Source organism: Nocardiopsis sp. CNZ308 (genome assembly GCF_004217075.1).
Genome location: NZ_SHKJ01000001.1, coordinates 5,314,722 through 5,336,894, shown reverse-complemented (window position 1 = coordinate 5,336,894; position 22,173 = coordinate 5,314,722). Strand labels below are relative to the sequence as shown.

Genomic DNA, 22,173 nt, shown 5'->3' with positions numbered 1-22,173 from the left:
TTCCTCCCGGGTTCAGCGGCTGAAGACGGTGCCGACGGAGTGGACGGAGTCCCCGGCGATGAGTCCGGCGCCGACCAGGGCGATCTCCTGCTCGCCCTTCTCGCCGCGGCGGCGCTCCCACACCAGGCGGATCGCCAGTCCGGCCAGGACGAGCCATCCGGCGTTGGGCGTGGCCACGAGCAGGCCGGTGGCGAGCAGGACGCCCATCTGGCGCCGGGGGCCGCCCAGGAGCTGCACGATCGCGCCGGGCACGGCCCACAGGGCGAGCTGGAGCAGGACGGAGGGGTCGCTCAGCCCGGCCTTGATGGTGTCGGCGTAGACGATCGAGGTGGGCGGCACGGCGCCGTCCTCGAACAGGCCCTGCCAGAGCAGCGCGACCATGCCGATGGCGACGGCGAACCCGATCATGGAGGAGATGAGCTGCTGGCGGCGTCCGTCGAGCTCGTAGGCGGTGTAGGGGCGGCGGTCGCGGCGCAGCACCCACCCGGCCTTGAAGTCGTAGCCCATGTCCGCGAAGGCGGGGCCGGTGGCCGCGCAGTAGCCCACGAGCAGGGCCAGCGGCACCCCGGGGATGCCCAGCGCCAGGCCGAGGATGAGGAAGATGAGGGTGACCGCGAAGGCGGGGAACCAGCCCGCGTGCATGGCGGCCAGGCCGACGATGAGTTCGTGGACCAGGGCGGCCACGGCGGCGAACAGCACGAACCCGAGGATGCCCAGCCAGCTCATGTCCGCCCAGATCCCGCCGGTGACCGCGAGCACGAGGGCGCCGAGGGCGAACAGCACGTAGCCCGAGCCCAGGGCCCGGCCCAGGGTGGCGCGGTCCACCGTGTAGGCCAGGGACGGGTCGTCCTGGGCGGCGCGGTCGCGGGCGGCCTCGCGCTCCCTCTCCCGGCGTCCCTGGCGGCCGGCGAGGATGACCACGATCTGCGCCAGCGCGACCACGCCCGCGCCGATCATGACGCCGTGCGGCACGTAGATCGAGTTGAGGTCGATCCCGATGACCGCCGGGGAGTACTGGGCCACGAGCAGGCCCACGGCGAACATGAGCAGGGCCCAGACGTTGCCGATCATGGCGATGCCCGCCGCCGACATCGGCATGCCCAGGAAGGACGCGCCGAGCCCGACCGCGCCGCCGCCCACCAGGATGGCCGCCTGGCGTCCGCCCCGGTCACCCGCCTTGATGGTCTCGGCGGCCGCCACCCCGGGCGGCCAGGCCGCGTCGGCGGGCAGGAACCGGGAGCCGAACGCCTTGTACAGCACGAACACGTCGATGAGCAGGCCCAGGGACGCGCCCAGCAGCATCGGCCACACCAGGTCGGGGCGGCCGAAGAGGAACGGGATGGCGATCGGAGTGAGCAGGGAGTTCGCCGAGGCGAAGGTCGCGCCGGAGATCGAGGACTGGATGAGGTTCTGCCGGTGGGTGTTACGCATCGAGCGCAGCCCCAGGAACCCGATCCGGCCGATGAGCATGGCCACGACCGCGCCGATGACGCTGGTGTTGGGCGAGACCCCGAGCGTCGTGATCATGTGGATCCCGATGACGGCCCCGAGGAGGCTCACCAGGACGGTGACGATGACGACGACGGGTTCGAACGCGCGCGGGTGGCGGGCGCTTCCCGGGGTCTGCGGTTCGGTGGACGAACCAGGTGCCGACGGTTCCATGTGTGTCCTTCGGGGATGACTCACGTCCGTCGAGGACGGAGTGTCGCTGGTCAAAGGCCTGCGGTGCGCGGCTGCCGCGTCCTGGCCCGTCACGCCCAGGCTGCCTTCCGTTCACCCGCCGGAGCAAAGGTTTCCCACTATGTGGGAGTTAAGATCACATTTCGATCCCCGGAGCAGGGGGTGCCGGTCCCTCCGCCAGACGTAGGGTGGGCTTCCATGTCCACCGGTTCCACGGCACGCACCGGCCCGCTCCAGACGGTCGACCGGGCGCTCGACGTCCTCCTCAGCTTCGACGAGTACCGCACGAGCTGGGGCGTCCTCGAACTCGCCGACGAGTTCGGCCTGTCGAAGTCGACCGCCCAGCGCCTCCTGGCCTCCCTGGCGGGCAAGGGGTTCCTGCGCGCCGACCCCGACACGCGCCGCTACAGCATGGGCCCCGCCATGTGGCGCATGGCCGGGCTGTGGGAGCGCTCGGGCGGCCTCTCCGCCCTGGCCGAGCCCCTGCTCGCCGATCTGGCCCGCTCCAGCGGCCGCACCTGCCTGTTCTGCGTCCCCGACGGCGCGCACGTGCGCTGCATCGCCGCGGTCGGCGGCTCGGAGGGCCCGCGCCGCTCCCACCCCTTCCTCGACGAGCTCTACCCCGCCCACGCCGGGGCCACCTCCCGGGCCTACTTCGCCTTCCTGGACCCGGCCGAGCGCAGGGCCCTGCTGGCGGGGCGCCCCTCCGCCCGCTTCTCCGACCTCACGCCCTTCGACGAGCAGCAGGTCGAGGAGCTCTTCGACGAGGCCGTCGAGCAGGGCTACGCGCTCTCCCAGGGCGAGTACGACGCCGCGTCCCGCGCGCTGGCCGTCCCCGTGTTCGGCGGCAAGCGCCCGGTCGGCTCCGTGACGCTGGTGGAGAACAAGCACTCCGACCACGACGACGACCTGCTCGACCACCTGGCGCCGCTGCGCGCCGCGGCCGACGGTCTCACCGGGCTGCTGTCCAACCGCCGCCCGGCACCGCCCACGCGCAACTGGAGGCGGGGGCACGGCTCCCGCCCCTCCCCGCGCCCGACCGCTCCCTGAAGGGGGACCATGCCCGAGCTGCTGCTCTTCTCCAACTCGACCAACCACGGCCGGGGCTACCTCGACCACGCGTGGGAGGAGGTGGAGGCCTTCCTCGACGGCCGCGACGCGGTCGCGTTCGTGCCGTTCGCGGGGGGCGACCACGGCGCCTACACCGCGCGGGTGGCCGAGGCCTTCGCGGCGCGCGGGGTCCGCGTGACGGGGGTCCCGGCGGACGCCGGGGCCGCGCGGGTCCTGGACGAGGCGCAGGCCGTCTTCGTGGGCGGGGGCAACACGTTCCGCCTCGTGGCCGCCCTCCAGCGCACCGGGCTCCTGGACGACCTGCGCGACCGCGTCCTGGCCGGGCTGCCCTACATGGGGGCGAGCGCGGGCACCAACATCACCGCTCCCACGCTGCGCACCACCAACGACATGCCCATCGTGGAGCCGCCGTCCTTCGCCGCGCTGGGGTTCGTCCCGTTCCAGATCAACCCGCACTACCTGGACGCCGACCCCCGGTCCACGCACCAGGGCGAGACCCGTGAGACCCGGCTGACGGAGTTCCTGGAGGCCAACGACGTGGACGTCCTCGGCCTGCGGGAGGGGACGCACCTGCGCGTGCGGGGCGCGGGGTCGGACGTGGTCCGCGCGACCGTGGGCGGTACCGCCGTGCAGCCGGGCGCGCCGGGCCCGGCGATCGTCTTCCGCCGCGGCACGGCCCCCTTCGAGGTGTCGGGCGAGGTGACCGACCTGTTCGCGCGCACGCCCCGCTTCGACCAGCCGGTCTAGGGTCCGCGGCGCGGGGCCCCGCGAAGGGGTGCGGGGCCCGCGCCGCGCCCGTCGGGCCGGGACGGGGAGACGGCGGTGCCGTCCCCCCTGTCCCGCACCCGGTCACCGCCGTCCCGCGTGCGGCCCTCACCGGTCCAGGCCCGGCCCCCGCCGACCCGCACCCGCTTCCCGCCGCCCCCTACGCGATCCCCCGTCCCGTGCACGCCCCTCGCTGTTCCGGGCCCGCCCCACACCGTCTCGTGCGCGGTCGTGCGGCCGGGTAGCCCCGCGGCCCGCGTCCGGTCCCGTCGCCCCGCGTGTGACCGGTCCGGCCAGGAGGCACCGCCGCCCCACGGGGCACGGGAACCACCCGCTTTCATGTCGACCGGTCGACCCTGGGCAAAAAGTGCTACACGAACGTGTAGTTCGCTACATGAACGTGTAGCCTGACGGTATGAGCTCCGTACCACCGCCGCCCAACGAGGACCTCACCGGACGGGCGCGCATCCGCGACGCCGCCCTGGCGGTCTTCGCCGACCGCGGGATCAAGGGCGCGACCGTCCAGGCCATCGCCGCCGAGGCGGGAGTGTCCACCGGCCTGATCCGCCACCACTTCGGCTCCAAGGAGGGCCTGCGCGCCGCCTGCGACGCGTACGCCATCGGCACCCTGCTCGAACAGGCCCGCGGCAGCCTGGGAGAGGAGGCGTCCGCCCCGGGGTTCGGGGCGGCGATGTACCAGGCCAGCCACACCAGCACCCGTTACCTCGCCCGTGCCCTGGTGGAGGGGTCCGCCTCGGCCTCGGAGTTCTTCGACACCGGTGCCGACTTCGCCGAGCGCTTCCTCAGCGAGCACTGGCCCGACCGCTATCCGCCGGGAGCGCGGGTCACACGGGACACCGCCGCGGTCATGGGTGCCATGCACCTGGGCACGCTGGTCCTGCACGCCCACCTGTCCCGCCGCATGGCGGCCGACTCGCTCGACCCCGCCCACGCTCCGCGCGTGGGCGCGGCCATGGCCGGGGTCTACACCGCGATGGCCGATTTCTTCGCCGGCGAGCAGGGGCGTCGGATCGCCGACGCCCTCCCCCACCCCGACTCCGACCCCCCGGGAGAAGAACCATGACGGACGCGATCCACGTCGCGGGCCTGACCAAGCGCTTCGGGTCCACCAGGGCCCTGGACGGGCTGGACCTGCGCGTACGAACCGGAGAGGTGCACGGTTTCCTCGGGCCCAACGGCGCGGGCAAGACCACGGCCATCCGCGTCCTGCTCGGCCTGGCCCGGGCCGACTCCGGTACCGCGCGCCTGCTCGGCGGCGACCCCTGGCGGGACGCCGCCGCCCTGCACCGCCGACTGGCCTACGTCCCGGGCGACGTCGCCCTGTGGCCGGGGCTCTCCGGCGGGGAGACCCTGGACCTGCTCGGCCGCGTGCGCGGCGGGACCGACCCGCGGCGCCGCGCCGCGCTCGTGGACCGCTTCGCGCTGGACCTGCGCACCCGGGGCCGCGCCTACTCCAAGGGCAACCGGCAGAAGGTGGCGCTGGTGGCCGCGCTGGCCGCCGAGACCGAACTCCTGGTCCTGGACGAGCCCACCTCGGGCCTGGACCCGCTCATGGAGGAGGTCTTCCGCCACGCCGTCGCCGAGGAGAGGGAGCGGGGACGCACCGTACTGCTCTCCAGCCATGTCCTGTCCGAGGTGGAGGCGCTCTGCGACCGGGTCAGCATCATCCGGGCCGGACGCACGGTGGAGAGCGGGACCCTGGCCGAGCTGCGCCACCTGTCCCGCCTGACCGTGACCGCCGAGCTCACCGGACCCCCCGACGGGCTCACCGCCCTGACCGGTGTGCACGACCTGGCGGTGGAGGGCCCGCGCGTACGCCTGCACGCCGAGCCGTCGGCCCTGGAACCGCTGTGCGCGCGCCTGGCCGAGCTGGGGGTGCGCGACCTGACCGTGCGACCGCCCACCCTGGAGGAGCTGTTCCTGCGCCACTACACCGCGGTCGGCCTCGGCGGCGAACACCCGGAGCGGGTCCGATGAGCGCGCCCTCCGCCGCACGGCCCGCCCGCGCGGCCTTCCGCCCGCTACCGGCCGGAACACGGCACCTGGCGCGGCTGGCCCTGCGCCGCGACCGGGTCCTGATCGCCGTGTGGCTGACCGTCACGGCCGGCATCGCCCTGGGCGGCGCGGCGGCGGCCGACGCCACCTACCCCACCCCCGAGTCCCGCCAGGAGCGGTGGGAGCAGCTCCAGGGCGTGCCCATGTTCGCCCTGTTCCAGAGCCGGGCCTTCGCCGCGAGCACCGAGGCCCTGGTCGCCCAGCAGGCGTTCGCCGCCGCCACCATGTGCGCCGCCCTGGGCGCGGTGCTGCTGGTGGTGCGCGGTACCCGTACCGAGGAGGCCTCGGGCCGGAGCGAACTGCTCGGGGGCGCACCGCTGGGCCGACACGCGGGCCTGGCGGCCGTGCTCACCGTGGTACTGGCCTCGGCGGCCCTGCTGGCGGCCGTCGTCGCGGCGGGCCTGCTCGCCCTGGGCCTGCCCGTGGCGGGTTCGGTGGCGCTGGCGCTGGTCACCGCCGCCGCGGCGGGGGTGGGCGCGGGCCTGGCCGCCGTGGCGGTGCAGTGCACCACCGGCCCGGGAACCGCGGCGGGACTGGCCCTGGGCGCGTTCTACGTCATGCACATGGTGCGCGGCACGGGCGCCGCGGCGGGCGGGGACGCCCTGTGGCTGACGTGGGCGGTGCCCAACGGGTGGCTGGAGAACGTGCGCCCCTTCGCCGACGAGCGGTGGTGGGCCCTGATCCCGGTCCTAGGCTGGATCGCGCTGACCCTCGCGGCCGCGTTCGCCCTGGCCGAACGGCGCGACCTGGGCTCCGCCCTGTTCTCCCGGCGGGGCGGCCCCGTGCGGGCGGCCGGGTGGCTGCGCTCGGTGCCCGCCCTGGTCTGGCGGCTGCACCGCGGCTCCGTGCTGGCGTGGGCGGCCGCCCTCGCGGTCATGGGGCTGGCGATGGGCCGCACCGGCGCGGAGGCGATGGCCGAGTACGCCGACATGCCGTGGGTGCGCGCGATGGCCGCCGAACTCGGTGTGGCGCCCGCCGACACCTTCTTCGTCTACGTCGTCTTCGCCTTCGTGTTCCCCGTGGCGGCCCACGCCGTGCTCACGGCCCTGCGCGTGCGCGCGGAGGAGCACTCGGGAAGGGGAGAGCTGCTGCTCGCGGGGCCGACCGGCCGGACGGCCTGGGCGCTGGCGCACGCCGCGGCGGCCTTCGCCGCCCCCGTGGTCCTGCTGGCCGCCCTGGGGATCGCGCTGGGCCTAGGCGCGGGTCCGGGCGGTGAGCGGGTGTGGGCCGACGTCGGGCGCTTCACCGCGCTGACGCTGTCCCTGGCCCCGGCCGTGTGGGTGGTCGTGGCCGTCACCCTCCTGGCCTACGGGGCGGTTCCGCGCGCGTGCGCGGCCGTGGGCTGGGGGTTCCTGTCCCTCGGGATCCTGACCGAGATCGCCGTCAAGGTGAACCTGGTGCCGGACGCGGTGTTCGTGCTGGTCTCGCCCTTCGCCCACGTCAACCCGTACTACCGGGAGACCTGGGCCTCCTACCCGCTGCTGGCGGCACTGGCCGCGGTGCTCACGGCCGTCGGGCTGTGGGCGCTGCGCCGCCGCGACCTGCCCGCCTGAACGTCACGGGTGGCCGCCCATCCGCCCCGGGGCCTCCACGGGGCCAGGGGGGTTCCGGTGTCCCCGGTCCGCGGCCTCACCGCGCGGCCGGGGACGCCTCCCCGGCCGCGCGTCGGCCTAGGCGCCCTCGATCCGCCGCACGGTGCGCCGCAGGAGGAACGCCAGGGCGGCGGCCGCGACCAGGACCCCGCCCGCCAGGCACGGCCACGGCCCCAGCGGTCCGGCGTCGTAGCCGGGCAGGGCCAGGACGGGCCAGGCGGGCGGAAGCGGCAGCAGCAGGAGGTTCCAGGGCGCGGGCAGGACCCAGGCCGCCACGGGCGTCAGGACCAGGAGCGCGCCGACGCCCTTGACCACCACCAGGGCCTCCACCTTGTTGGCCGACAGCGCGGTCATCGACGCCGTCAGCAGCGGTGCCTGTAGAGCAGCGAGCACGAGGGCGGCCACGACCGGCGCGGACCACCCGGAGGACATGAGCCCGCTCAGGGGCAGGGCCGCGGCGAGCCCGGCCAGGGACAGGACGGTGACCAGGGCCGTCCGGTAGCCGAGGTAGGCGGGTACGGACACCGGCGAGGCGCGCAGCACGAGCAGGACGTTCTCGTCGGAGTCCTCGACGGCGCGCAGGCCGCCGACCACCCCGAACATCATGGGCACGTGCAGCAGGACCAGCGCCGCCAGGACCACGGGGGTGTGCGGCGCGAGGTCGAACCCGTGGGAGCCGAGGACGAACTCCGAGGCCGCCGGGAAGACGAGGCGGATGACCAGCGCCAACAGCACCGGGGCGCCGAGCATGAGCAGCAGCAGGGGGTCGCGCCCCGTGCCGAAGAGGTCGACGCGGGCGAAGCGCACGATCGCCGGGAGGCCGCCGCGTCCGGTGACCGGCCGGGCGGACCCGGTGACCGGCAAGGCGGGCCCGGCCGCGCCCCTGTCGTTCGCACCCCGGCCGTCAGCGCCCCTGCCGCTGGCGTGCCGCCGGGGCGCGGGGGCCGCTCCGCGTCCGACCGCGCGGGAGGCGGCGGCCACCCCGGCCGCCGCCCACGCCAGCGCGTAGACCGTGCCCGCGGCCAGGGCCGTGGGGGACGCGTCGGGGGAGCCGGGTGCGGTCCCCAGACGGATGAGGTCGGCGCCCGCGGTGGTCGGGACCGCGTACAGGAGCGGGTGCTCCAGGATCCCGCCGACGTGCACGAGGGGGACCAGGATCAACGGCGCGACGGTGAGCGGGGCCGCCAGGAGGAAGCCCGACAGGTCACGGGAGCGGGCGCCCACCACCAGGCACACGGTGAGCAGGAGCAGGCAGGTGAGCGCCACCCCGGCCAGGACCGGCGGCAGGGCCCGCACGAGGTCGGCGGACCGGCCCCGCAGCGCCGCCGCGAGCATCGGCACGGCGATGAGCAGCGTCAGCGCGGTGAGCACCGCGAGCCGGGCCGCCACCCCCTCCCCCGCGCGCAGCGGGGTCACCGTCAGCGCCGAACGCGTTCCCTCGGTGCGTTCGAAGAGCAGCAGGGCCGCGGCGAAGAGCGCGCCGAAGCCCGCCGTGTCGAGGAAGAGCAGGTAGGACGCCACCGTCCCGGCCGCCTCGGCGGGGACCGCGAGCAGGACCACGGTCCACACGAGGCCGAGGGCGGCGGCCACGGGCACGACGCCGTAGCGCAGCCCGACCCGCGACTCCAGCGCGGTGGCCGCGAGCAGGCGGTTCACGGCCCCTCCCGGGTGGGCGCGGTTCACAGCCTCTCCCGGGTGACCGTCGCGAAGACCTCGTCCAGCGAGGCCTCGCGGGTGTGCAGCGTCTCCACCTCGCCCCGCCTCAGCAGCGCCAGGAGTTCGGCGTCCCCGGCCAGGGCCTCCATCGGCATCTCCCGGGGGGCCCGCCCCCGGACCCGGGCCACGAGTCCGGGGCGGCCGTAGCGGAGTTTGAAGCCGCGCGGGGTGTCCACGGCGGCGATCCGTCCCCCGGCCACGAAGGCGACCCGGTCGCACAGCAGGTCGGCGGTGGCCATGTCGTGCGTGGTGAGGAAGACCGTGCACCCCCGGTCGGCCGCCTCCCGGATGACCTCCCGCAGCAGGGCGGAGCGCACCGGGTCCTGGCCCGAGGTGGGCTCGTCCAGGAAGAGGAGTTCGGGTCTGTTGACCAGCGCGCGGGCCAGGTTGAGCCGCATGCGCATGCCCTTGGACAGGTCGTCCACCCTGCGGTCGGCCGCGTCGGCCAGGTCCACCCTGGCCAGGAGTTCGCCGGGGTCCTCGACGGGTCCGCGGTAGAGGGAGGCGAAGGCGGCGAGGTTCTCGCGGGCGGTGAGCCTGCCGAACCCGGCCGGAAGCTCGAAGCCCACGCCCACGCGTTCGAAGTAGTCCGCGCCCCGGTCGCGCAGGGGCCGCCCGAGGACGCGCACCTCGCCCTCGTAGCGGCGCAGCAGCCGGGTGAGCACCTTCTGGGTCGTGGACTTCCCGGCGCCGCTGGGGCCGAGGAATCCGAAGACCTCGCCGCGGGCCACGGAGAAGCTCATCCCCGCGACCGCGGGCCGGTCGGTGTTCGGGTAGCGGACCAGGAGGTCCTCGACGGTGATGACCTGGTCGGTCATGGGGGTCCTCAGGGTCGGTGGTGGTCGGGTGGGGAAGCGCGCAGGGCGAGGAAGACCCGGTCGACGAGCGCGGGCAGTTCGTCCTGCCCTCCCGAGTCGGCCCAGGCGATGACGGCCTCGGACAGCGCCGCCGAGCAGGCGGCCGCGACGGCCCTGGTCTCCAGGTCGGGGGGTTCGGTCCCGGGCGGAGGCAGGACGGGGGTTTCGCTTCCAGGAGGATCCGGAGCGGGGACCTCGCTTGCGGGCGAGTCCGGGCCGGAGGCTCCGCTGCCAGGCGGAGTCGGGCCGGATTCCCCGGCCCGGGCCGGGGCCAGACCGCGTTCGAAGGCGGTGCTCGCCGAGGCCAGGTTCTCGCCGATACGCGAGCGCAGGGCCGGGATGGACAGCAGGAGGCGGGCACGGGCCAGCAGCGCCTCCCGGTTGTCCTCGTAGACCCGGCCCAGTCCGACCAGGGTGGCCCGGTGGATCCGCTCGACGGCCGGGAGCGTGTCGGGCTGTTCGCGGACCAGCTCCTCCAGCATCGGGTCGTACTCGTCCCGCAGGACCACGTCCTCCTTGGAGGGGAAGCAGCGGAAGAACGTCATGTGCGAGACGCCCGCCTCGCGGGCGATCTGGGCGACCGTGGTCGCCTCGTAGCCCTGCCGCTCGAACAGGCGCAGGGCGGCCTCCTGGATGGCGGCCCTGTTGCGCTGTCTGCGGCGCGTGCGCTGGTCCATGTCCGCCACTCCCCCGACCGGTTCCGACGCAAGAATTGTTACTCGCTAACACAAGTTCGTCAACCCCTGCCGCGACGGCCCGGAGCCCGAGGAAGCGCCCGAGCGGCCCAGCGGGAAGAATGCGCGCATGGGCGCTTCCAGAACACTTGTGACATCCGACGACATGCACTCCCACCTCGTCGGCCAGTTGAACCTGGCCCTGCGGCGACCCGGGATGTACGGAGGCGAGACCACCCTGCGCATGCTGGTGGACCACCTGCTGTTCATGGAGCGTGAACCGCGGGCGGGGGCCGAGCACCAGCGGCTTCTGGAGGAGCGCGGGGCCTGGTCCCCCACCGGGGTCACCGGAGCCTTCCGGCGGCTTGTTCCGGGCGGCGACTACGAGCACGGCATGGCCTCCGTCCATGCCGAGCTCGCGCACCGGCGCGGCTGGCTGGAACCCGAACGCGTCCTGGACGCCCGGGCCTACGACGCGCTCACGGGCCGCGTCCGCCGCTGGGCGGAGACCGACCGCGTGTGGGCGGAGGTGGTCGCCGAGTTCGGTCCCCCGTCGGTGCTGTTCGGCGGAGGCAGCCCCTTCTCCGGCAAGACGCTGGGTTACCTGACCGAGGACCGGCTTCAGCCCGTGGTGTTCTTCCACCTCTGGAACGGCACCGAACCCGGAGCCGAGCCCTCCTGGCCTCCCGCGCGCCCCGAGCCGGTCCTGCTCGCCGTGCGCTTCGGCGGCGGCCCGTTCCGCGCGTCCTTCACCTTCACCCCCGAGGGGCGGCGGCTCCGCCCCGCGCCCGACGAACACGGCTGTTGACGGCGCCCGGGGGTTGAGGGAGGCCGCGGGATCCGGGACCGTTCCCGACGTCTTCGCCGCCAGCTCCGCGTCGATGGCCGTGGGTGCGCGGCGCCTACGAGCACGGCTGTCGCGCGGGGCGCGGCGGCACCGGCGTGCGGCTCATCCGGCGGACAGGCGCAGGTCCCCGGACCGGCTCTCGCACCGCACGGTTCCCGAGGCGAAGACGATCTCCAGCGAGCGCCGCCCGCCGTGCGGTTGACGCTCCTCCCCGACGGCGAGGACCGTCTCGCCCGTGTGCGTCGCGAACGCCGTTCCCGTGCAGCGCGCACCCGCCCACGCTCCCGGTCTCCATCCCCCGACCGCACCTCCCGGGTCGGAGGACGAACCCGCGCCGCCGGACCACCGCGGGCTGGGCGAGCAGCGGCTACCGCCCCGTGGGGGTGCCCGCCGCGCGACCGCTCAGGGCTCGACGGTGACGTGGACCCCGCCCGGCTGGAAGGCGACGTACCCGGCGATCTCCGCGACCGCCGGGTAGGGCTCCTCGTACGCCCACACCGCGTCGACCAGCTCCTCACCCTCCCCGACCGCGAGGGTGCGGTAGGTGGCGGTGCCCTTGTAGGGGCAGTGGGTGGTGGTCGCGCTCGGCCGCAGCACCGCGGGGTCCACGTCGGCGAGCGGAACGTACTGGACCGGCGGGTAGACGGACTCCCGCAGGGTCAGCGCGTCCTCGGTGTCGGCGACGACGCGGTCCCCGACCCGTGCGACGACGCGCGCACCGGTGGGCTCGACGGTGATGGGGTGGTCGGGTCCGGGGGTCATGCCCTGTCCTGTCATGGTGATCCTCCCTCTCCCCGCCGAGGCTACTCCGCCTCCGGCAGGCTCCCGGGGACCTTCGGCGCAAGGCACGCTCCCGCGCCCTTTCGGGCAGGAGGACTACCCGTCCGCGCAGTGGCTCCCAGAAATGAGCCCTTTCTAGGATCGTTCCGGACGAAATCGTCCGAAGCGACCCACGGAAAGGGTTCTGCGACCATGCCGGACATCGTCCTTCCCCAGGACTGGCCGGGGACGGGAACCCCCGTTCCCTCCCGACGCTCCTTCTGGCTGCGGGAGGCCCTCGCACGGGAGGGGGAGGACGGGCGGACCCCTCCCCTGGAGGGCTCCGCCTCCTGCGACGTGTGCGTGATCGGCGGCGGCTACACCGGGCTGTGGTCCGCCCTGGAGATCCTGGACCGCGCGCCCGGGACCGACGTCCTGCTGGTGGAGGCGGACGTGTGCGGGGGCGGGGCCAGCGGCGCCAACGCCGGTTTCCTGATGCCCCTGTGGGGGAGGTTCGAGTCCCTCCTGGCCCTCAGCCGGGACCGCGAGGAGGCCCGCCGCCTGGGTGAGGAGTCCGCCAGGGCGGTGGAGGAGATCCTCTCCTTCGTCGACCTGCACGGACTGGACGTGGAGTACCGCCGGGCCTCCTGGCTGTGGGCGGCGACCTCACCCGCGCAGCGGGACGCCTGGCTGGGCGTCCTGGACGCCCTGGAGAAGGCGGGGGTCGAACCCCTGCGCGAGGTGTCGGTGGCCGAGTCCCGCAGCTTGGCGGGGACCGACCGCCACTTCGGCGGGATCGTCGACCCCGGTTCGGCCACGCTCCAGCCCGCGCTCCTGGCCCGGGGCCTGCGCCGGGTCGCCCTGGAACGGGGGGTCCGCGTCCACGAGGGCACGCCCGTCGTCCGCCTGACCCCGGTCCGGGGCGGCACGCGGGTCACCACCCCGCGCGCCGCCGTCACCGCCGAACGGGTCGTGCTCGCCGTCAACGCCTGGGCCGGGCGGGTCGAGGGCCTGGGGCGCCGCATGGTCACGCTGGCCAGCGACACACTGGTCACCGAGCCCGCACCCCGCCTCCTGGCCGAGTCCGGCTGGGACGGCGCCACCGCCGTCACCGACGCCCGCCGCCGCCTGAACTACTACCGGACCACCCCGGACGGACGCCTGGTGTTCGGCAAGGGCGGAACCGGGGTCTCCCGCACCGGGGAGAGCACCCTGTGGGGGCCGCCCCGGCGCCCGGCCGAGGTCCGAAGGCAGCTCGAAATGGTCCTGCCACGGCTGGCCGGGCTGCCCGTGGAGGCGGCGTGGACCGCCCCGGTGGAGTACACGCCCACGGCGCTCCCCTTCGCCGGACGCCTGGACACGGCGCCCGGCGTGGTCTACGCGGCCGGGTACTCCGGCGACGGGCTCGCCGCCTCCCGCATGATGGCCAGGGTGGTCGCCTCCCTCGTGCTCGGCGTCCGCGACGAGTGGTCCACGTCGGCCCTCACCCGGCTCCCGGACCCGTCGTTCCCTCCCGAACCCCTGCGCGCGGTCGGCGCGGGCGCGGTCATGTCCGCGCTGCGGGCGGTGGAGGCCCGCCAGGACGCCGGGCGCCCGGTTCCGGCCCCGGTCCGCGCGATCGCCTCCTTGGAGGGCGTGGTGGGCGGGCACTGACCCCTCCCTCAGCACATGGCGGAGGCGAGGAAGCGCCCGGTGGCCTCGGCCCACTCCCGGGGGCGCTCACCGGCCAGGGCGTGCCCGCAGTCGATCGACACCAGGACGGAGTCGGCGATGCCCGCGGCCAGGCGCCGGTGGTCGGCCGGGGTCAGGAGCAGGTCATCGGCGGGTGAGACCACCAGCGTCGGGACGCGGACGCGGCCGAGTTCCCCCCGCACGTCGATTCCGCTCAGCAGCTCCAGCTGGGCCTCGGTGCCGGGCGGCGCGTCCCGCCCGAAGAGGAGGACCTGCTCGCGCACCTGCTCGGAGGTGCGCTGGCCCAGCCACGCGCGGCTGTTGACCAGCAGGGACAGGTAGGAGGCCAGGGTTTCGGCGTCCCCGGCGCGCACCAGGGCCCGCCAGGTGTCGGCGACCAGGCGAAGGCGGGGGTTGGCCGCGGCCAGACCCGCCGACAGGACCAGGGCCCTGACTCGGTCGGGGTGGCGGGTGGCCGCGCGCACGGCGACGGCGGACCCCATCGAGAACCCGGACACCGCGAAGGCGCCCAGGCCCGCCGCGTCGGCCGAGGCCACCAGACGGTCGGCGAGCAGGTCGAGGGTGAGGGGCCCCGCGGGGAGCGGGACACCGCCCGAGCCCGGGTAGTCGGCGCCGACCACGGTGTGGCGTCCGGCCAGGAGTTCGGGCAGAGGGCCGAAGCTGTCCCGGACGTCGCTGCCCGCGCCGTGGGCCAGGACCAGCCCGGGGCCCGTGCCCGTGATCAGGGGGTCGAGAGGAAGTGCCATACAAGGATTATCACGGAGGGCGACCACTCCGGGACACTGGGAAGCCGGGGCGGTCGCCCCGGATCAGGAGACCGTCTCGGCCAGCACGGCGGCGAAGGCCGTCAGCCGCGTCCCACGGGCCGCGGTCCGCCAGACCAGCCCCAGCTCCGACTCGGCCAGCCCGGTGACCGGCACGTAGGTCACGTCCGGCCGCCGGTTGTACTCGGCGGTGGCACCGCACACCAGCAGGGCGCCCCGGCCCGCCGCGACCAGCGACAACCCCTCCTGGAGCGTGACCGCCCCTCCCTCCTGGGGGATGCGCGCGCCGCCCGGGGTCACCCGGGGCGAGTTGACCTGCCTCCAGTACGCGGGCGCCCGTCCGGCCAGCGGGACCAGCCGCACACGGGCCAGCTCCTCCGCACCGATCTCGTTCCGCCCGGCGAAGGGGTGGGAGCTGGACAGGGCCAGGGTCTGCGGCTGCCGGGAGAAGGCCAGGCCCAGGGTCAGGTCGGGTTCCCGCACGGGGGTCAGGACCACGGCCGCGTCCACCCTGCCCTCCCGCACGGCTCCGAAGGGGTCGGCCAGCGGGATCTCCACCAGGTCGACCGCGACCCGGGGGTTGCGCCGCTCGAACACGGTGAGCGCCTGTGCCAGCGGCTCGTATACGGCCCCCTGGAACCCGATCCGCACCCGTTCGACCGTGGAGCGCGCCCGGGAGCGGGCGTCCTCGAACACGCTGACCAGCGCGCCGTAGGACGGGCGCAGGGACTCCAGGAAGTCGGCGCCGAACTCGCTCAGCCGGACGCGGCGGCTGGTGCGCTCCACCAGGCGTGCGCCGACCCGGCCCTCCAGCGAACGGATCAGCTGGCTGACCCGGCTCTGAGAGATGCGGAGGCGTTCGCCGGTACGGCCGAAGTGGAGCTCCTCGGCCAGCACCAGAAAGCACTCGATCTCGTGGAAGTCGATCTCACGCGCCACAGCCGTACCCTTCCGGCGTCGGTGCCCGGGCGGTCCGGTCCCGGGGGCCGGGATCGATGAGCCCGGCTGATCGAAGTATGAGGGATTCGCCGTTGTTCGACGACCGGAAGGGCACTTGACTCAGAGCATGTCCACGACCTCGTCGCCACAGGCTTCCCAGCCCGCGCTCTCCCCCGCCCGGGGATGGTCCGCCGTCGTCGCGGTGGCCCTCGGCACCTTCACCGTCGTCACCACCGAAATGCTGCCCGTCGGGCTGCTGACCCCCATGGGCGCCTCGCTGGAGGTCACGGAGGGCACCGCCGGTCTGACCCTGACCATCACCGGACTGGTGGCGGCGGCCACCGCGCCCTTCGTCCCGACCCTCGTCGGCCGCGCCGACCGCAAGGTCGTCCTCGTGGCGCTCATGCTCCTGCTCGCCGCCGCCAACCTGTTGTCGGCCTGGGCGCCGAACTTCACCGTCATGGTCACGGCCCGCGTGCTCGTCGGCCTGGGCATGGGCGGCGTCTGGGCCCTGGCGGCGGGGCTCGCGCCCCGGCTGGTGCCCGAGCGGTCCGTGGGGTCGGCGACCTCCACCATCTTCAGCGGGATCGCCATCGCCTCGGTGTTCGGCGTCCCGGTGGGCGCCTACATCGGGGCCCTGGCCGACTGGCGCGCCGCCTTCGTGTCGTTCGCGGTACTGGCCCTGCTCGTGGCGGCCGCCATGGTCGTACTGCTGCCGCGCCTGCCCTCCGAGCGGGTGGCCCGCCTGAGCGGTGTGACCGGCCTGCTGCGCAACCCCCAGGTGACCACCGGTCTGCTCCTGGCGGTGCTGCTGGTGACCGGCCACTTCGCCGCCTACACCTACGTCCGCCCCGTCCTGGAGACGACGGCGGGCGTCGGCGCGGGGCTCATCGGCACGATGCTGCTGGTCTACGGTCTGGCCGGTGTCGTCGGCAACTTCGCCTCGGGCCCGCGCGCCGTCCGGGCTCCGCGCGCCACCCTGCTGGTGCTCGGCGCGGCCCTGGGCGGATCGGTGTTCCTCCTGCCCTGGATCGGCGTCACGGTCCTGGGCGCCGGAGTGCTCATGGTCGTGTGGGGTCTGGCCTACGGCGGGGTGTCCGTCAGCGCCCAGACCTGGATGATGCGCGCCGCCCCCGAGGAGCGCGAGGCCGTCTCGTCGCTGTTCGTCGGCGTGTTCAACGGCAGCATCGCGCTCGGCGCGCTGGTGGGCGGTCTGGTCCTGGACGGCGCGGGGGGCACCGCGGTCCTGTGGCTGGCCGCCGCCCTGGCCCTGGGCGCGCTCGCCACGGCCCTCCTGGGCCGGGCGCCCGCCCGGACCTCCTGAACCGCCACCCCTCCCCCGGACGGGCACGCCCTGAGCCCGCGTCCCCGTCCGGGCCCCTCCCCGCCCATCCGGTGCACGGTCGCCGCGGCGGAGGGGGGTGGGGCCGCCCCGGCCGAGGAGCCATCGGGCCGGGGCGGCCCCCGTGACCTCACCCGACCAGGGAGAACCGCTACCAGTACGGGTAGTGGACCGCCCCCGCGCACGGCCCTAGCATCGGGTGCACCGGCCGCGCACACCCCCCTTCCTCCCCGCCCCGAAGTGAGAGCCCATGTCCGAGACCGCCACCGCAAGTACGTCGCACCACGGCCTTCGCGGGCTCCGCGACCGACACGACGGCCTCCTGCGCGCGGCGCTGTCCGCCGTCTCCACCCGGCTGTACTGGGCCGCCTACGGGGAGGACCGCGACTCCTACGGCCCCGGCGCGGCGGAGAGGGGCCGGACCGCCTTCCGCGAACTGCTCGGCGGACACTTCGAGCTGGGCCAGCCCGGCGAGGACGGCCGTGTCGGACCGGACCCGGGAGCCGGCGGCGAGACGTCCCCGTTCGGTTTCCCCCTGCGGATCTCCTACCCCCACGTCCGCCCCGACGTGCTCCTGCCCGCCATGACGGAGGCGGCGCGGCCCTGGGCCGCGCTGTCGCCGTGGTCGCGGGCGGCGGTGTGCGCGGAGATCCTGGCCCGGATCAACGCCCGGTCCCACGAGTTCGCGCTGGCCTCGGCGCACACCAGCGGGCAGGGGGAGCTCATGGCCTTCCACGCCGGGGCCGCCCACGCCCAGGACCGCGGCCTGGAGGCGGTGGCGCTGGTCCTGGCGGAGCAGACGCGGCTGCCGGAGCGGGTCGTGTGGCGCAAGCCGACCCCGACCGGGGAGGAGGTCCTGGTCAAGGAGTTCTCCGTGGTCCCCCGCGGGGTGGGGCTGGTGGTGGCCGGGCGGGTGGTGCCGACCTGGAGCGCCTACCCCGGCCTGTTCGCCTCCCTGGCCGCGGGCAGCGCCGTGCTCGTCAAGCCGCATCCGGAGGCGGTGCTTCCCCTGGCGCTGACCGTGCGCGTCGCACGCGAGGTCCTGGACGAGTACGGCCTGTGCCCCGACACCGTCTGCCTGGCACCGGAGCTGCCGGGCGAGGGCTTGGCCCGCGACCTGGCCCACGGGCCCGGGGTGGGCGTGGTCGACTACACGGGTTCCTCGTCCTTCGGGACCTGGTTGGAGGAGAACGCCGCTCCGGGCGCGACCGTCCTGGCCAACGGCGGCGCGGTCAACTCCGTCCTGGTCGACTCCACCGGGGACTACCGGGGCATGGTCGCCAACCTGGCCTTCACCCTGGCCCTGTACAGCGGGCGGCTGTGCACCGCGCCGCAGAACCTGTTCGTCCCCGAGCGGGGGGTGGACACCGACGAGGGGCACAAGAGCCTGTCCGACCTCGTCGCCGACCTGGGCGCGCGTGTCGACGCCCTGCTCAGCCGGGGGGAGGAGTCCGCCGAACTGCTGGGCGCCCTGCCCGACGCCGAGGCCGCGCGGGTGTGGGAGGAGGCTGCCTCCGGAAGGATGGGCGAGGTGCTGTTCACCGGCCCGGAGGTCGTCCACCCCGGCCACCGGGGGGCCGTGGTACGACCCCCCGTGGCCGTGCTCGCCGCACCGGGCTCACCCCGGCTGTACCGGGAGCACCCGGCGCCGGTCTCCTTCGTCGTCCCCGTCCCCTCGGCGCGGGCGGCCCTGGAGTCCGTCCAGGACATCGCGCTGACCAGCGGTTCCCTGGCTCTGGGCGTGCACACCACCCGCGAGGAGGTGCGACGGGGGGCCGAGGCCGCGGCCCGTGCGTGCGGGGTGGGGGTGTCGATCAATCTCACGGGCGGCTGGCTCATGACCCAGTCGTCGGTCTTCTCCGACCTGCACGGCAGCGGGCTCAACCCGGCGTGCAACTTCGGCGGTTCGCGGGGGGCGTTCGCCGCGGCCAGGTTCGCGGTGGTAGGGGTGCGGCGCTCCGCGGGATCAGCCGAAGCCGACCGGCTCGTGTCGGCGCAGGGTGTGCAGGAGTTCCATGCGTGAGCCCACGCCGTAGACCCGGAAGAGCTTCTTGAGGTGGTAGTTGACGGTGTTGGGTGAGATGGTCAGGCGGCGGGCGACCTGGCGGTTGGTCAACCCCTCGGCGACCAGTTCGACGATGGTGCGCTCCTGATCGGTGAGGGGTCGGGCCCGTCGCGGATCGCGCTCCGGTGCCCGGTCCGCGCGCGGGCCGGGCCGGAGCGCGGACACGCCCGAAGGCGGCGCCGCGGGTTCGGGGGTGTGGGAATCCCGACGCATGACCAGCCGGAAGTCCTCCGGGACCATGGAGGAGATCACCCGCCGCACCAGGGGGCTGGAGAAGCCGAGGTCGGGCCCGGGCCTGAGCAGGCCCACCCAGCGCGCCTCCTCGATGAGCGGCAGGAGTTCGGCCGGGCGCATCCCCAGGAACGCCAGGAACCGGTCCAGGGTCACCCCGTCGTCCAGCACGGCCCGGACCCTGAGGAACTGCCTGCACTCGGCGGAGCACTCGTCCAGCACGGCCTCGGCCCAGTGGTGGAGCCGCCGGGGCAGCTGGTCGGCGACCAGGCGCCCCCAGGGGCCGTCGACCAGTACCGAACGCTCCTCCAGCAGGCCGTGGAGGAGTTCGACCACCAGCTGGGGGTTGCCCTCGGCCTGTCTCACCAGGCGGACCAGCTCGGGGCAGGGGCTGGCGCCCAGGATGTCGCGGCACAGCCAGTGGACCTCGTCCGGCGCGAGCGCTCCCAGGGCGATGCGCACCGTCTCGCGGCTGGGCGTGGACAGGCGCGAGTGGAGGCGGCGCGTCCCGGCGCCGGGGCGGCGGGCCACCAGCCACACGCTCCCCCACCCGCTCTGCTCCCATAACAGCGCGAGGTTGCGCAGCTCCAGATCGCTCAGGCGGTCGGCGTCGTCGACCACGATCAGGTAGCGCTCCGCCGGGACGTCGGGACCGCGCCCGTGTACGAGTCCGCTCAGGGGGCCCGCGGGGTTGACGCGGTAGCCTCGCTCCCTGGCGAGGTCGATGCACTCCTGGAGGAACCGTGTGCGGCCCGAGCCGACGGCCCCCTCCACGTGGACGAGGGTGCCGCACCGTCCCGGTAGGTGTTCGAGGACGCCGGCGAACCCGGCCAGCTCCCGGTCACGGCCGCGCAGAGGGCGCCCGCTCCCGGTGGGCGCGACGGGCGGGCCGCTGACTGCGTTCATCACGACTGGTCTCCTGTCGACGTGTTCACACTGCCGTGGTGGGTTCGGTGACACGGACCGGGGCAGGGGCTCGTGTCGTCGTGGCGGAGCAGCCTCCCCCGAAGGAGGGGCCGAGGCGGATCATAAGACGGCCTCCCCCGAAGGGGAGGACCGAGGCGGGTCAATAGGTGCGGCCTCCCCCGAAGGGGAGGGCCGCGGCGGGTTGTCGGGGGCGGTACGCCTCAGGTCCGGGGCGCGTGCGGAAGGACGTCCTCCAGCAGGGCCGCGAATTCGTCGGCGTCGGGTTTGTGGTCGCTCAGCAGGGTGTGCAGGAGGATGCCGTCGATGACCGCCGCCACGTTGCGCACCCGCACGGGGTCGTCGGTGTAGCACCGCGCGAAGGCCGAGACCGCGGCCAGCCAGCGGTCCGTGGCCTCACGCAGGTGGGGCTGGCGGGCGGCCAGCAGGAACAGCTCGTACTCGGCCAGCAGGCGGCCCGGGTCGGAGACGACCTTGGACAGCAGCTCGGCCAGGTCGCGTCGGCGGTCGCCCCCCGAGGACATGCGGCGCATCCGCTCGGAGTCCTCGTCCATCACACTGGTCAGGGCCGCGGTCAGCAGGTCGCCCAGGCCGGTGAAGTAGTAGGTGGTGGCGGAGGTGGGCACCCCCGCCTCCTGGGAGACCGTGCGGTGGCTGACCCCGGCGACCCCGTCGCGTTCGATGACGCGCAGGGTGGCCTCGATCAGGGCTTGGCGGCGCTGCTCGCCCTTCAGGCGGCGTCCGTCCGACTGTTTCAACGCTTCTCCTCCGGTTCGGGTCGGGTGGTGCCGCGGGGCGGAGGTCGGCGCGGGCCCCCGGGGGCGTTCACCCGGCGGTGCCGGCCGCCTCCTCCGCGGCCTGTTCCTCCTGCGCCAGCTCGGCCCTCGCCTGGGCCCGGGCCAGGAGGGGGGCGAACACCAGGGTCAGGACCAGGGCGAGGGCGCCGGCCGCGACCGCGACGAGGAAGCCGCCCGTGGTGCCGCTCTCCTCCACCGCCAGACCCGAGGAGAAGGTGCCGATCGCGGTACCGATGGTCAGGCCGGTCAGGGCCCAGGTCATGCCCTCCGTCAGCTTGGACGGCGGGACGGTCCGCTCGATCAGCGTCATCACCAGGATCATCGTGGGAGCGAAGAAGATCCCCGCGAAGAACACGGCCACGGACAGGGTCCAGATGCTACCGACCACCAGGAAGGGGAGGGTGGTCACGAACGTGCCGGCCACGGCCACGATCAGCATCGTGTGGAGCCGCCAGGGCAGGTTGAGCACCCCGAAGGTCAGTCCGGAGATCGCCGACCCGAGCGCGTAGGCCGACAGCACGACGCCGGTGGCGCTGGTCACGCCGAGCGACTCGGCGAAGGCCACCGCGACCACGTCGACCGAGCCGACGATGACGCCCCCCGCGAGCAGGGTCAGCACCAGGACCAGGAGGGAGCCGCTGAGCGCGCCCGCGCCCTTGGTCCCGGGCGCCACGGGGGCCTGGAGCGGCGGCTCCGTACCGCGCTGGGCCACGAACAGGGTGACGCCCAGGGCCAGGAAGGCGGCCGCGGCCAGCGGACCGGCCTGGGCGAAGGCCATGGTGCTCAGCACCACCGACAGCGCCGGGCCGGTGATGAAGGTGAGTTCGTCGGCCACGGACTCGAAGGAGTAGGCGGTGTGCAGCCGGGGCGAGCCGCGCAGCAGCTCGGTCCAGCGCGCGCGGGACATCGCGGACATGTTCGGCATAGTCCCGGCGGGGACCGCGAACGCGAAGAGGGTCCAGTACGGCGCGTCGAACTGCACGCACAGCAGCATCAGGAGCAGGGAGGCGACGCTGACGGCGGCCGCGGGGGGCAGCACGCGGCGCTGGCCGTAGCGGTCGGCCAGACGCGAGACCTGCGGGGTGATCAGCGCCATGGACAGGGTGAAGGTGGCGGCCACCGCGCCCGCCAGGGCGTAGCTGCCGTGGGTGGTGGACAGCATCGTGATGATGCCGATGTTGGTCATGGCCACGGGCATGCGCCCGATGATTCCGGCGGCGGTGAAGCCCTTGGCTCCACGCACCGCGAAGATCTGCGCGTACGGATTGGGCATGGCGCAGGGGTCCTTCCGCGTGTAGGGGGTTCGTGACGGGAACGCCCCGCCAAAAAACTGGGACGCCCGTCCCAATTTCTACCCGACGCCACCCGCGCGCAAGCCAAAG

The 22,173-nt window shown here is 74.6% G+C and carries 19 protein-coding genes; 9 read left to right on the top strand and 10 right to left on the bottom strand.

The genetic code is table 11. The features are described from left to right. Nucleotides 1–12 precede the first annotated feature (12 nt). On the bottom strand, nucleotides 13–1,662 hold the full coding sequence (locus tag EV372_RS22840; RefSeq protein ID WP_130397699.1) for an OPT/YSL family transporter: 1,650 nt from the start codon (nucleotides 1,660–1,662) through the stop codon (nucleotides 13–15). A gap of 216 nt (nucleotides 1,663–1,878) precedes the next feature. Between EV372_RS22840 and EV372_RS22835 the strand changes: the two genes are divergently transcribed. From EV372_RS22835 to EV372_RS22815, 5 genes are all read left to right on the top strand, one after another. Then, nucleotides 1,879–2,730, top strand: a complete 852-nt coding sequence (locus tag EV372_RS22835; protein ID WP_130397698.1) for an IclR family transcriptional regulator — start codon at nucleotides 1,879–1,881, stop codon at nucleotides 2,728–2,730. Nucleotides 2,731–2,739: 9 nt separating this feature from the next. Beyond that, nucleotides 2,740–3,498: a dipeptidase PepE gene (gene pepE, locus EV372_RS22830; protein ID WP_130397697.1), complete on the top strand. Its 759-nt coding sequence runs from the start codon at nucleotides 2,740–2,742 to the stop codon at nucleotides 3,496–3,498. A gap of 433 nt (nucleotides 3,499–3,931) precedes the next feature. After that, the gene (locus tag EV372_RS22825; protein WP_130397696.1) at nucleotides 3,932–4,600 is read left to right on the top strand and encodes a TetR/AcrR family transcriptional regulator; all 669 of its coding nucleotides are present in this window, start codon (nucleotides 3,932–3,934) and stop codon (nucleotides 4,598–4,600) included. Continuing rightward, nucleotides 4,597–5,514 (top strand): ABC transporter ATP-binding protein, encoded by a 918-nt coding sequence (locus EV372_RS22820; protein ID WP_130397695.1) that lies wholly within the window; start codon nucleotides 4,597–4,599, stop codon nucleotides 5,512–5,514. The genes EV372_RS22825 and EV372_RS22820 overlap by 4 nt, the downstream gene beginning before the upstream one ends. Beyond that, complete coding sequence (locus EV372_RS22815) at nucleotides 5,511–7,145, top strand: antibiotic ABC transporter (RefSeq protein WP_130397694.1); 1,635 nt, start codon at nucleotides 5,511–5,513, stop codon at nucleotides 7,143–7,145. Before EV372_RS22820 ends, EV372_RS22815 begins: the two co-directional genes overlap by 4 nt. 117 nt (nucleotides 7,146–7,262) lie before the next feature. Here the strand turns inward: EV372_RS22815 and EV372_RS22810 are convergent, their stop codons facing one another. The 3 genes from EV372_RS22810 to EV372_RS22800 are packed head-to-tail and all read right to left on the bottom strand — an operon-like array spanning nucleotide 7,263 to nucleotide 10,434. Further along, on the bottom strand, nucleotides 7,263–8,840 hold the full coding sequence (locus EV372_RS22810; RefSeq protein WP_130397693.1) for a fluoroquinolone export ABC transporter permease subunit: 1,578 nt from the start codon (nucleotides 8,838–8,840) through the stop codon (nucleotides 7,263–7,265). Nucleotides 8,841–8,863: 23 nt separating this feature from the next. Next, nucleotides 8,864–9,718 carry an ABC transporter ATP-binding protein gene (locus tag EV372_RS22805; RefSeq protein WP_130397692.1) on the bottom strand — a complete coding sequence of 285 codons (855 nt, stop codon included), beginning with the start codon at nucleotides 9,716–9,718 and terminating at the stop codon, nucleotides 8,864–8,866. Nucleotides 9,719–9,726: 8 nt separating this feature from the next. Next, nucleotides 9,727–10,434, bottom strand: coding sequence for a TetR/AcrR family transcriptional regulator (locus EV372_RS22800; protein ID WP_130397691.1), 708 nt, complete (start codon nucleotides 10,432–10,434; stop codon nucleotides 9,727–9,729). Between the two features lie 148 nt (nucleotides 10,435–10,582). On the opposite strand from EV372_RS22800, the gene EV372_RS22795 reads away from it, so the two are divergent. Continuing rightward, a complete protein-coding gene (locus EV372_RS22795) occupies nucleotides 10,583–11,239 on the top strand; it encodes a hypothetical protein (protein WP_130397690.1) in 657 nt (218 codons plus the stop codon). Between the two features lie 441 nt (nucleotides 11,240–11,680). On the opposite strand, the gene EV372_RS22790 is transcribed toward EV372_RS22795, so the two are convergent. Continuing rightward, nucleotides 11,681–12,055 (bottom strand): DUF427 domain-containing protein, encoded by a 375-nt coding sequence (locus tag EV372_RS22790; RefSeq protein WP_130397689.1) that lies wholly within the window; start codon nucleotides 12,053–12,055, stop codon nucleotides 11,681–11,683. A 195-nt stretch (nucleotides 12,056–12,250) separates the two neighbouring features. Between EV372_RS22790 and EV372_RS22785 the strand changes: the two genes are divergently transcribed. Further along, nucleotides 12,251–13,690, top strand: coding sequence for an NAD(P)/FAD-dependent oxidoreductase (locus tag EV372_RS22785; protein ID WP_130397688.1), 1,440 nt, complete (start codon nucleotides 12,251–12,253; stop codon nucleotides 13,688–13,690). An 8-nt stretch (nucleotides 13,691–13,698) separates the two neighbouring features. Here EV372_RS22785 and EV372_RS22780 read toward each other — a convergent pair whose 3' ends face one another. Beyond that, the gene (locus tag EV372_RS22780) at nucleotides 13,699–14,475 is read right to left on the bottom strand and encodes an alpha/beta fold hydrolase (RefSeq protein ID WP_130397687.1); all 777 of its coding nucleotides are present in this window, start codon (nucleotides 14,473–14,475) and stop codon (nucleotides 13,699–13,701) included. A 63-nt stretch (nucleotides 14,476–14,538) separates the two neighbouring features. Continuing rightward, nucleotides 14,539–15,432 (bottom strand): LysR family transcriptional regulator, encoded by an 894-nt coding sequence (locus EV372_RS22775; RefSeq protein WP_130397686.1) that lies wholly within the window; start codon nucleotides 15,430–15,432, stop codon nucleotides 14,539–14,541. 127 nt (nucleotides 15,433–15,559) lie between these two features. Here EV372_RS22775 and EV372_RS22770 point away from each other — a divergent pair, with 127 nt between their 5' ends. Then, on the top strand, nucleotides 15,560–16,756 hold the full coding sequence (locus EV372_RS22770) for an MFS transporter (RefSeq protein WP_253793017.1): 1,197 nt from the start codon (nucleotides 15,560–15,562) through the stop codon (nucleotides 16,754–16,756). A gap of 268 nt (nucleotides 16,757–17,024) precedes the next feature. Continuing rightward, nucleotides 17,025–18,797 carry an aldehyde dehydrogenase family protein gene (locus EV372_RS22765; protein ID WP_130397685.1) on the top strand — a complete coding sequence of 591 codons (1,773 nt, stop codon included), beginning with the start codon at nucleotides 17,025–17,027 and terminating at the stop codon, nucleotides 18,795–18,797. Here EV372_RS22765 and EV372_RS29260 read toward each other — a convergent pair. The 3 genes from EV372_RS29260 to EV372_RS22750 all read right to left on the bottom strand — a co-directional run bounded on the left by EV372_RS29260 (nucleotide 18,741) and on the right by EV372_RS22750 (nucleotide 22,064). After that, the gene (locus tag EV372_RS29260) at nucleotides 18,741–19,976 is read right to left on the bottom strand and encodes a helix-turn-helix transcriptional regulator (RefSeq protein ID WP_197044295.1); all 1,236 of its coding nucleotides are present in this window, start codon (nucleotides 19,974–19,976) and stop codon (nucleotides 18,741–18,743) included. The genes EV372_RS22765 and EV372_RS29260 overlap by 57 nt on opposite strands. A 221-nt stretch (nucleotides 19,977–20,197) precedes the next feature. After that, nucleotides 20,198–20,698: a TetR/AcrR family transcriptional regulator gene (locus tag EV372_RS22755; protein WP_130399063.1), complete on the bottom strand. Its 501-nt coding sequence runs from the start codon at nucleotides 20,696–20,698 to the stop codon at nucleotides 20,198–20,200. A gap of 121 nt (nucleotides 20,699–20,819) precedes the next feature. Then, nucleotides 20,820–22,064, bottom strand: a complete 1,245-nt coding sequence (locus EV372_RS22750) for an MFS transporter (RefSeq protein ID WP_130397684.1) — start codon at nucleotides 22,062–22,064, stop codon at nucleotides 20,820–20,822. Nucleotides 22,065–22,173 lie beyond the last annotated feature (109 nt).

Excerpts from the sequence above, each read along its gene's own strand:
- EV372_RS22780 (WP_130397687.1), bottom strand. The coding sequence starts at position 14,475 with ATGGCACTTCCTCTCGACCCCCTGATCACGGGCACGGGCCCCGGGCTG.
- EV372_RS22840 (WP_130397699.1), bottom strand. The coding sequence starts at position 1,662 with ATGGAACCGTCGGCACCTGGTTCGTCCACCGAACCGCAGACCCCGGGA.
- EV372_RS22790 (WP_130397689.1), bottom strand. The coding sequence starts at position 12,055 with ATGACAGGACAGGGCATGACCCCCGGACCCGACCACCCCATCACCGTC.
- EV372_RS22800 (WP_130397691.1), bottom strand. The coding sequence starts at position 10,434 with ATGGACCAGCGCACGCGCCGCAGACAGCGCAACAGGGCCGCCATCCAG.
- EV372_RS22825 (WP_130397696.1), top strand. The coding sequence starts at position 3,932 with ATGAGCTCCGTACCACCGCCGCCCAACGAGGACCTCACCGGACGGGCG.
- EV372_RS22815 (WP_130397694.1), top strand. The coding sequence starts at position 5,511 with ATGAGCGCGCCCTCCGCCGCACGGCCCGCCCGCGCGGCCTTCCGCCCG.
- EV372_RS22765 (WP_130397685.1), top strand. The coding sequence starts at position 17,025 with ATGTCCGAGACCGCCACCGCAAGTACGTCGCACCACGGCCTTCGCGGG.
- EV372_RS22785 (WP_130397688.1), top strand. The coding sequence starts at position 12,251 with ATGCCGGACATCGTCCTTCCCCAGGACTGGCCGGGGACGGGAACCCCC.
- EV372_RS22770 (WP_253793017.1), top strand. The coding sequence starts at position 15,560 with ATGTCCACGACCTCGTCGCCACAGGCTTCCCAGCCCGCGCTCTCCCCC.
- EV372_RS22805 (WP_130397692.1), bottom strand. The coding sequence starts at position 9,718 with ATGACCGACCAGGTCATCACCGTCGAGGACCTCCTGGTCCGCTACCCG.
- EV372_RS29260 (WP_197044295.1), bottom strand. The coding sequence starts at position 19,976 with ATGAACGCAGTCAGCGGCCCGCCCGTCGCGCCCACCGGGAGCGGGCGC.
- pepE (WP_130397697.1), top strand. The coding sequence starts at position 2,740 with ATGCCCGAGCTGCTGCTCTTCTCCAACTCGACCAACCACGGCCGGGGC.
- EV372_RS22835 (WP_130397698.1), top strand. The coding sequence starts at position 1,879 with ATGTCCACCGGTTCCACGGCACGCACCGGCCCGCTCCAGACGGTCGAC.
- EV372_RS22820 (WP_130397695.1), top strand. The coding sequence starts at position 4,597 with ATGACGGACGCGATCCACGTCGCGGGCCTGACCAAGCGCTTCGGGTCC.
- EV372_RS22750 (WP_130397684.1), bottom strand. The coding sequence starts at position 22,064 with ATGCCCAATCCGTACGCGCAGATCTTCGCGGTGCGTGGAGCCAAGGGC.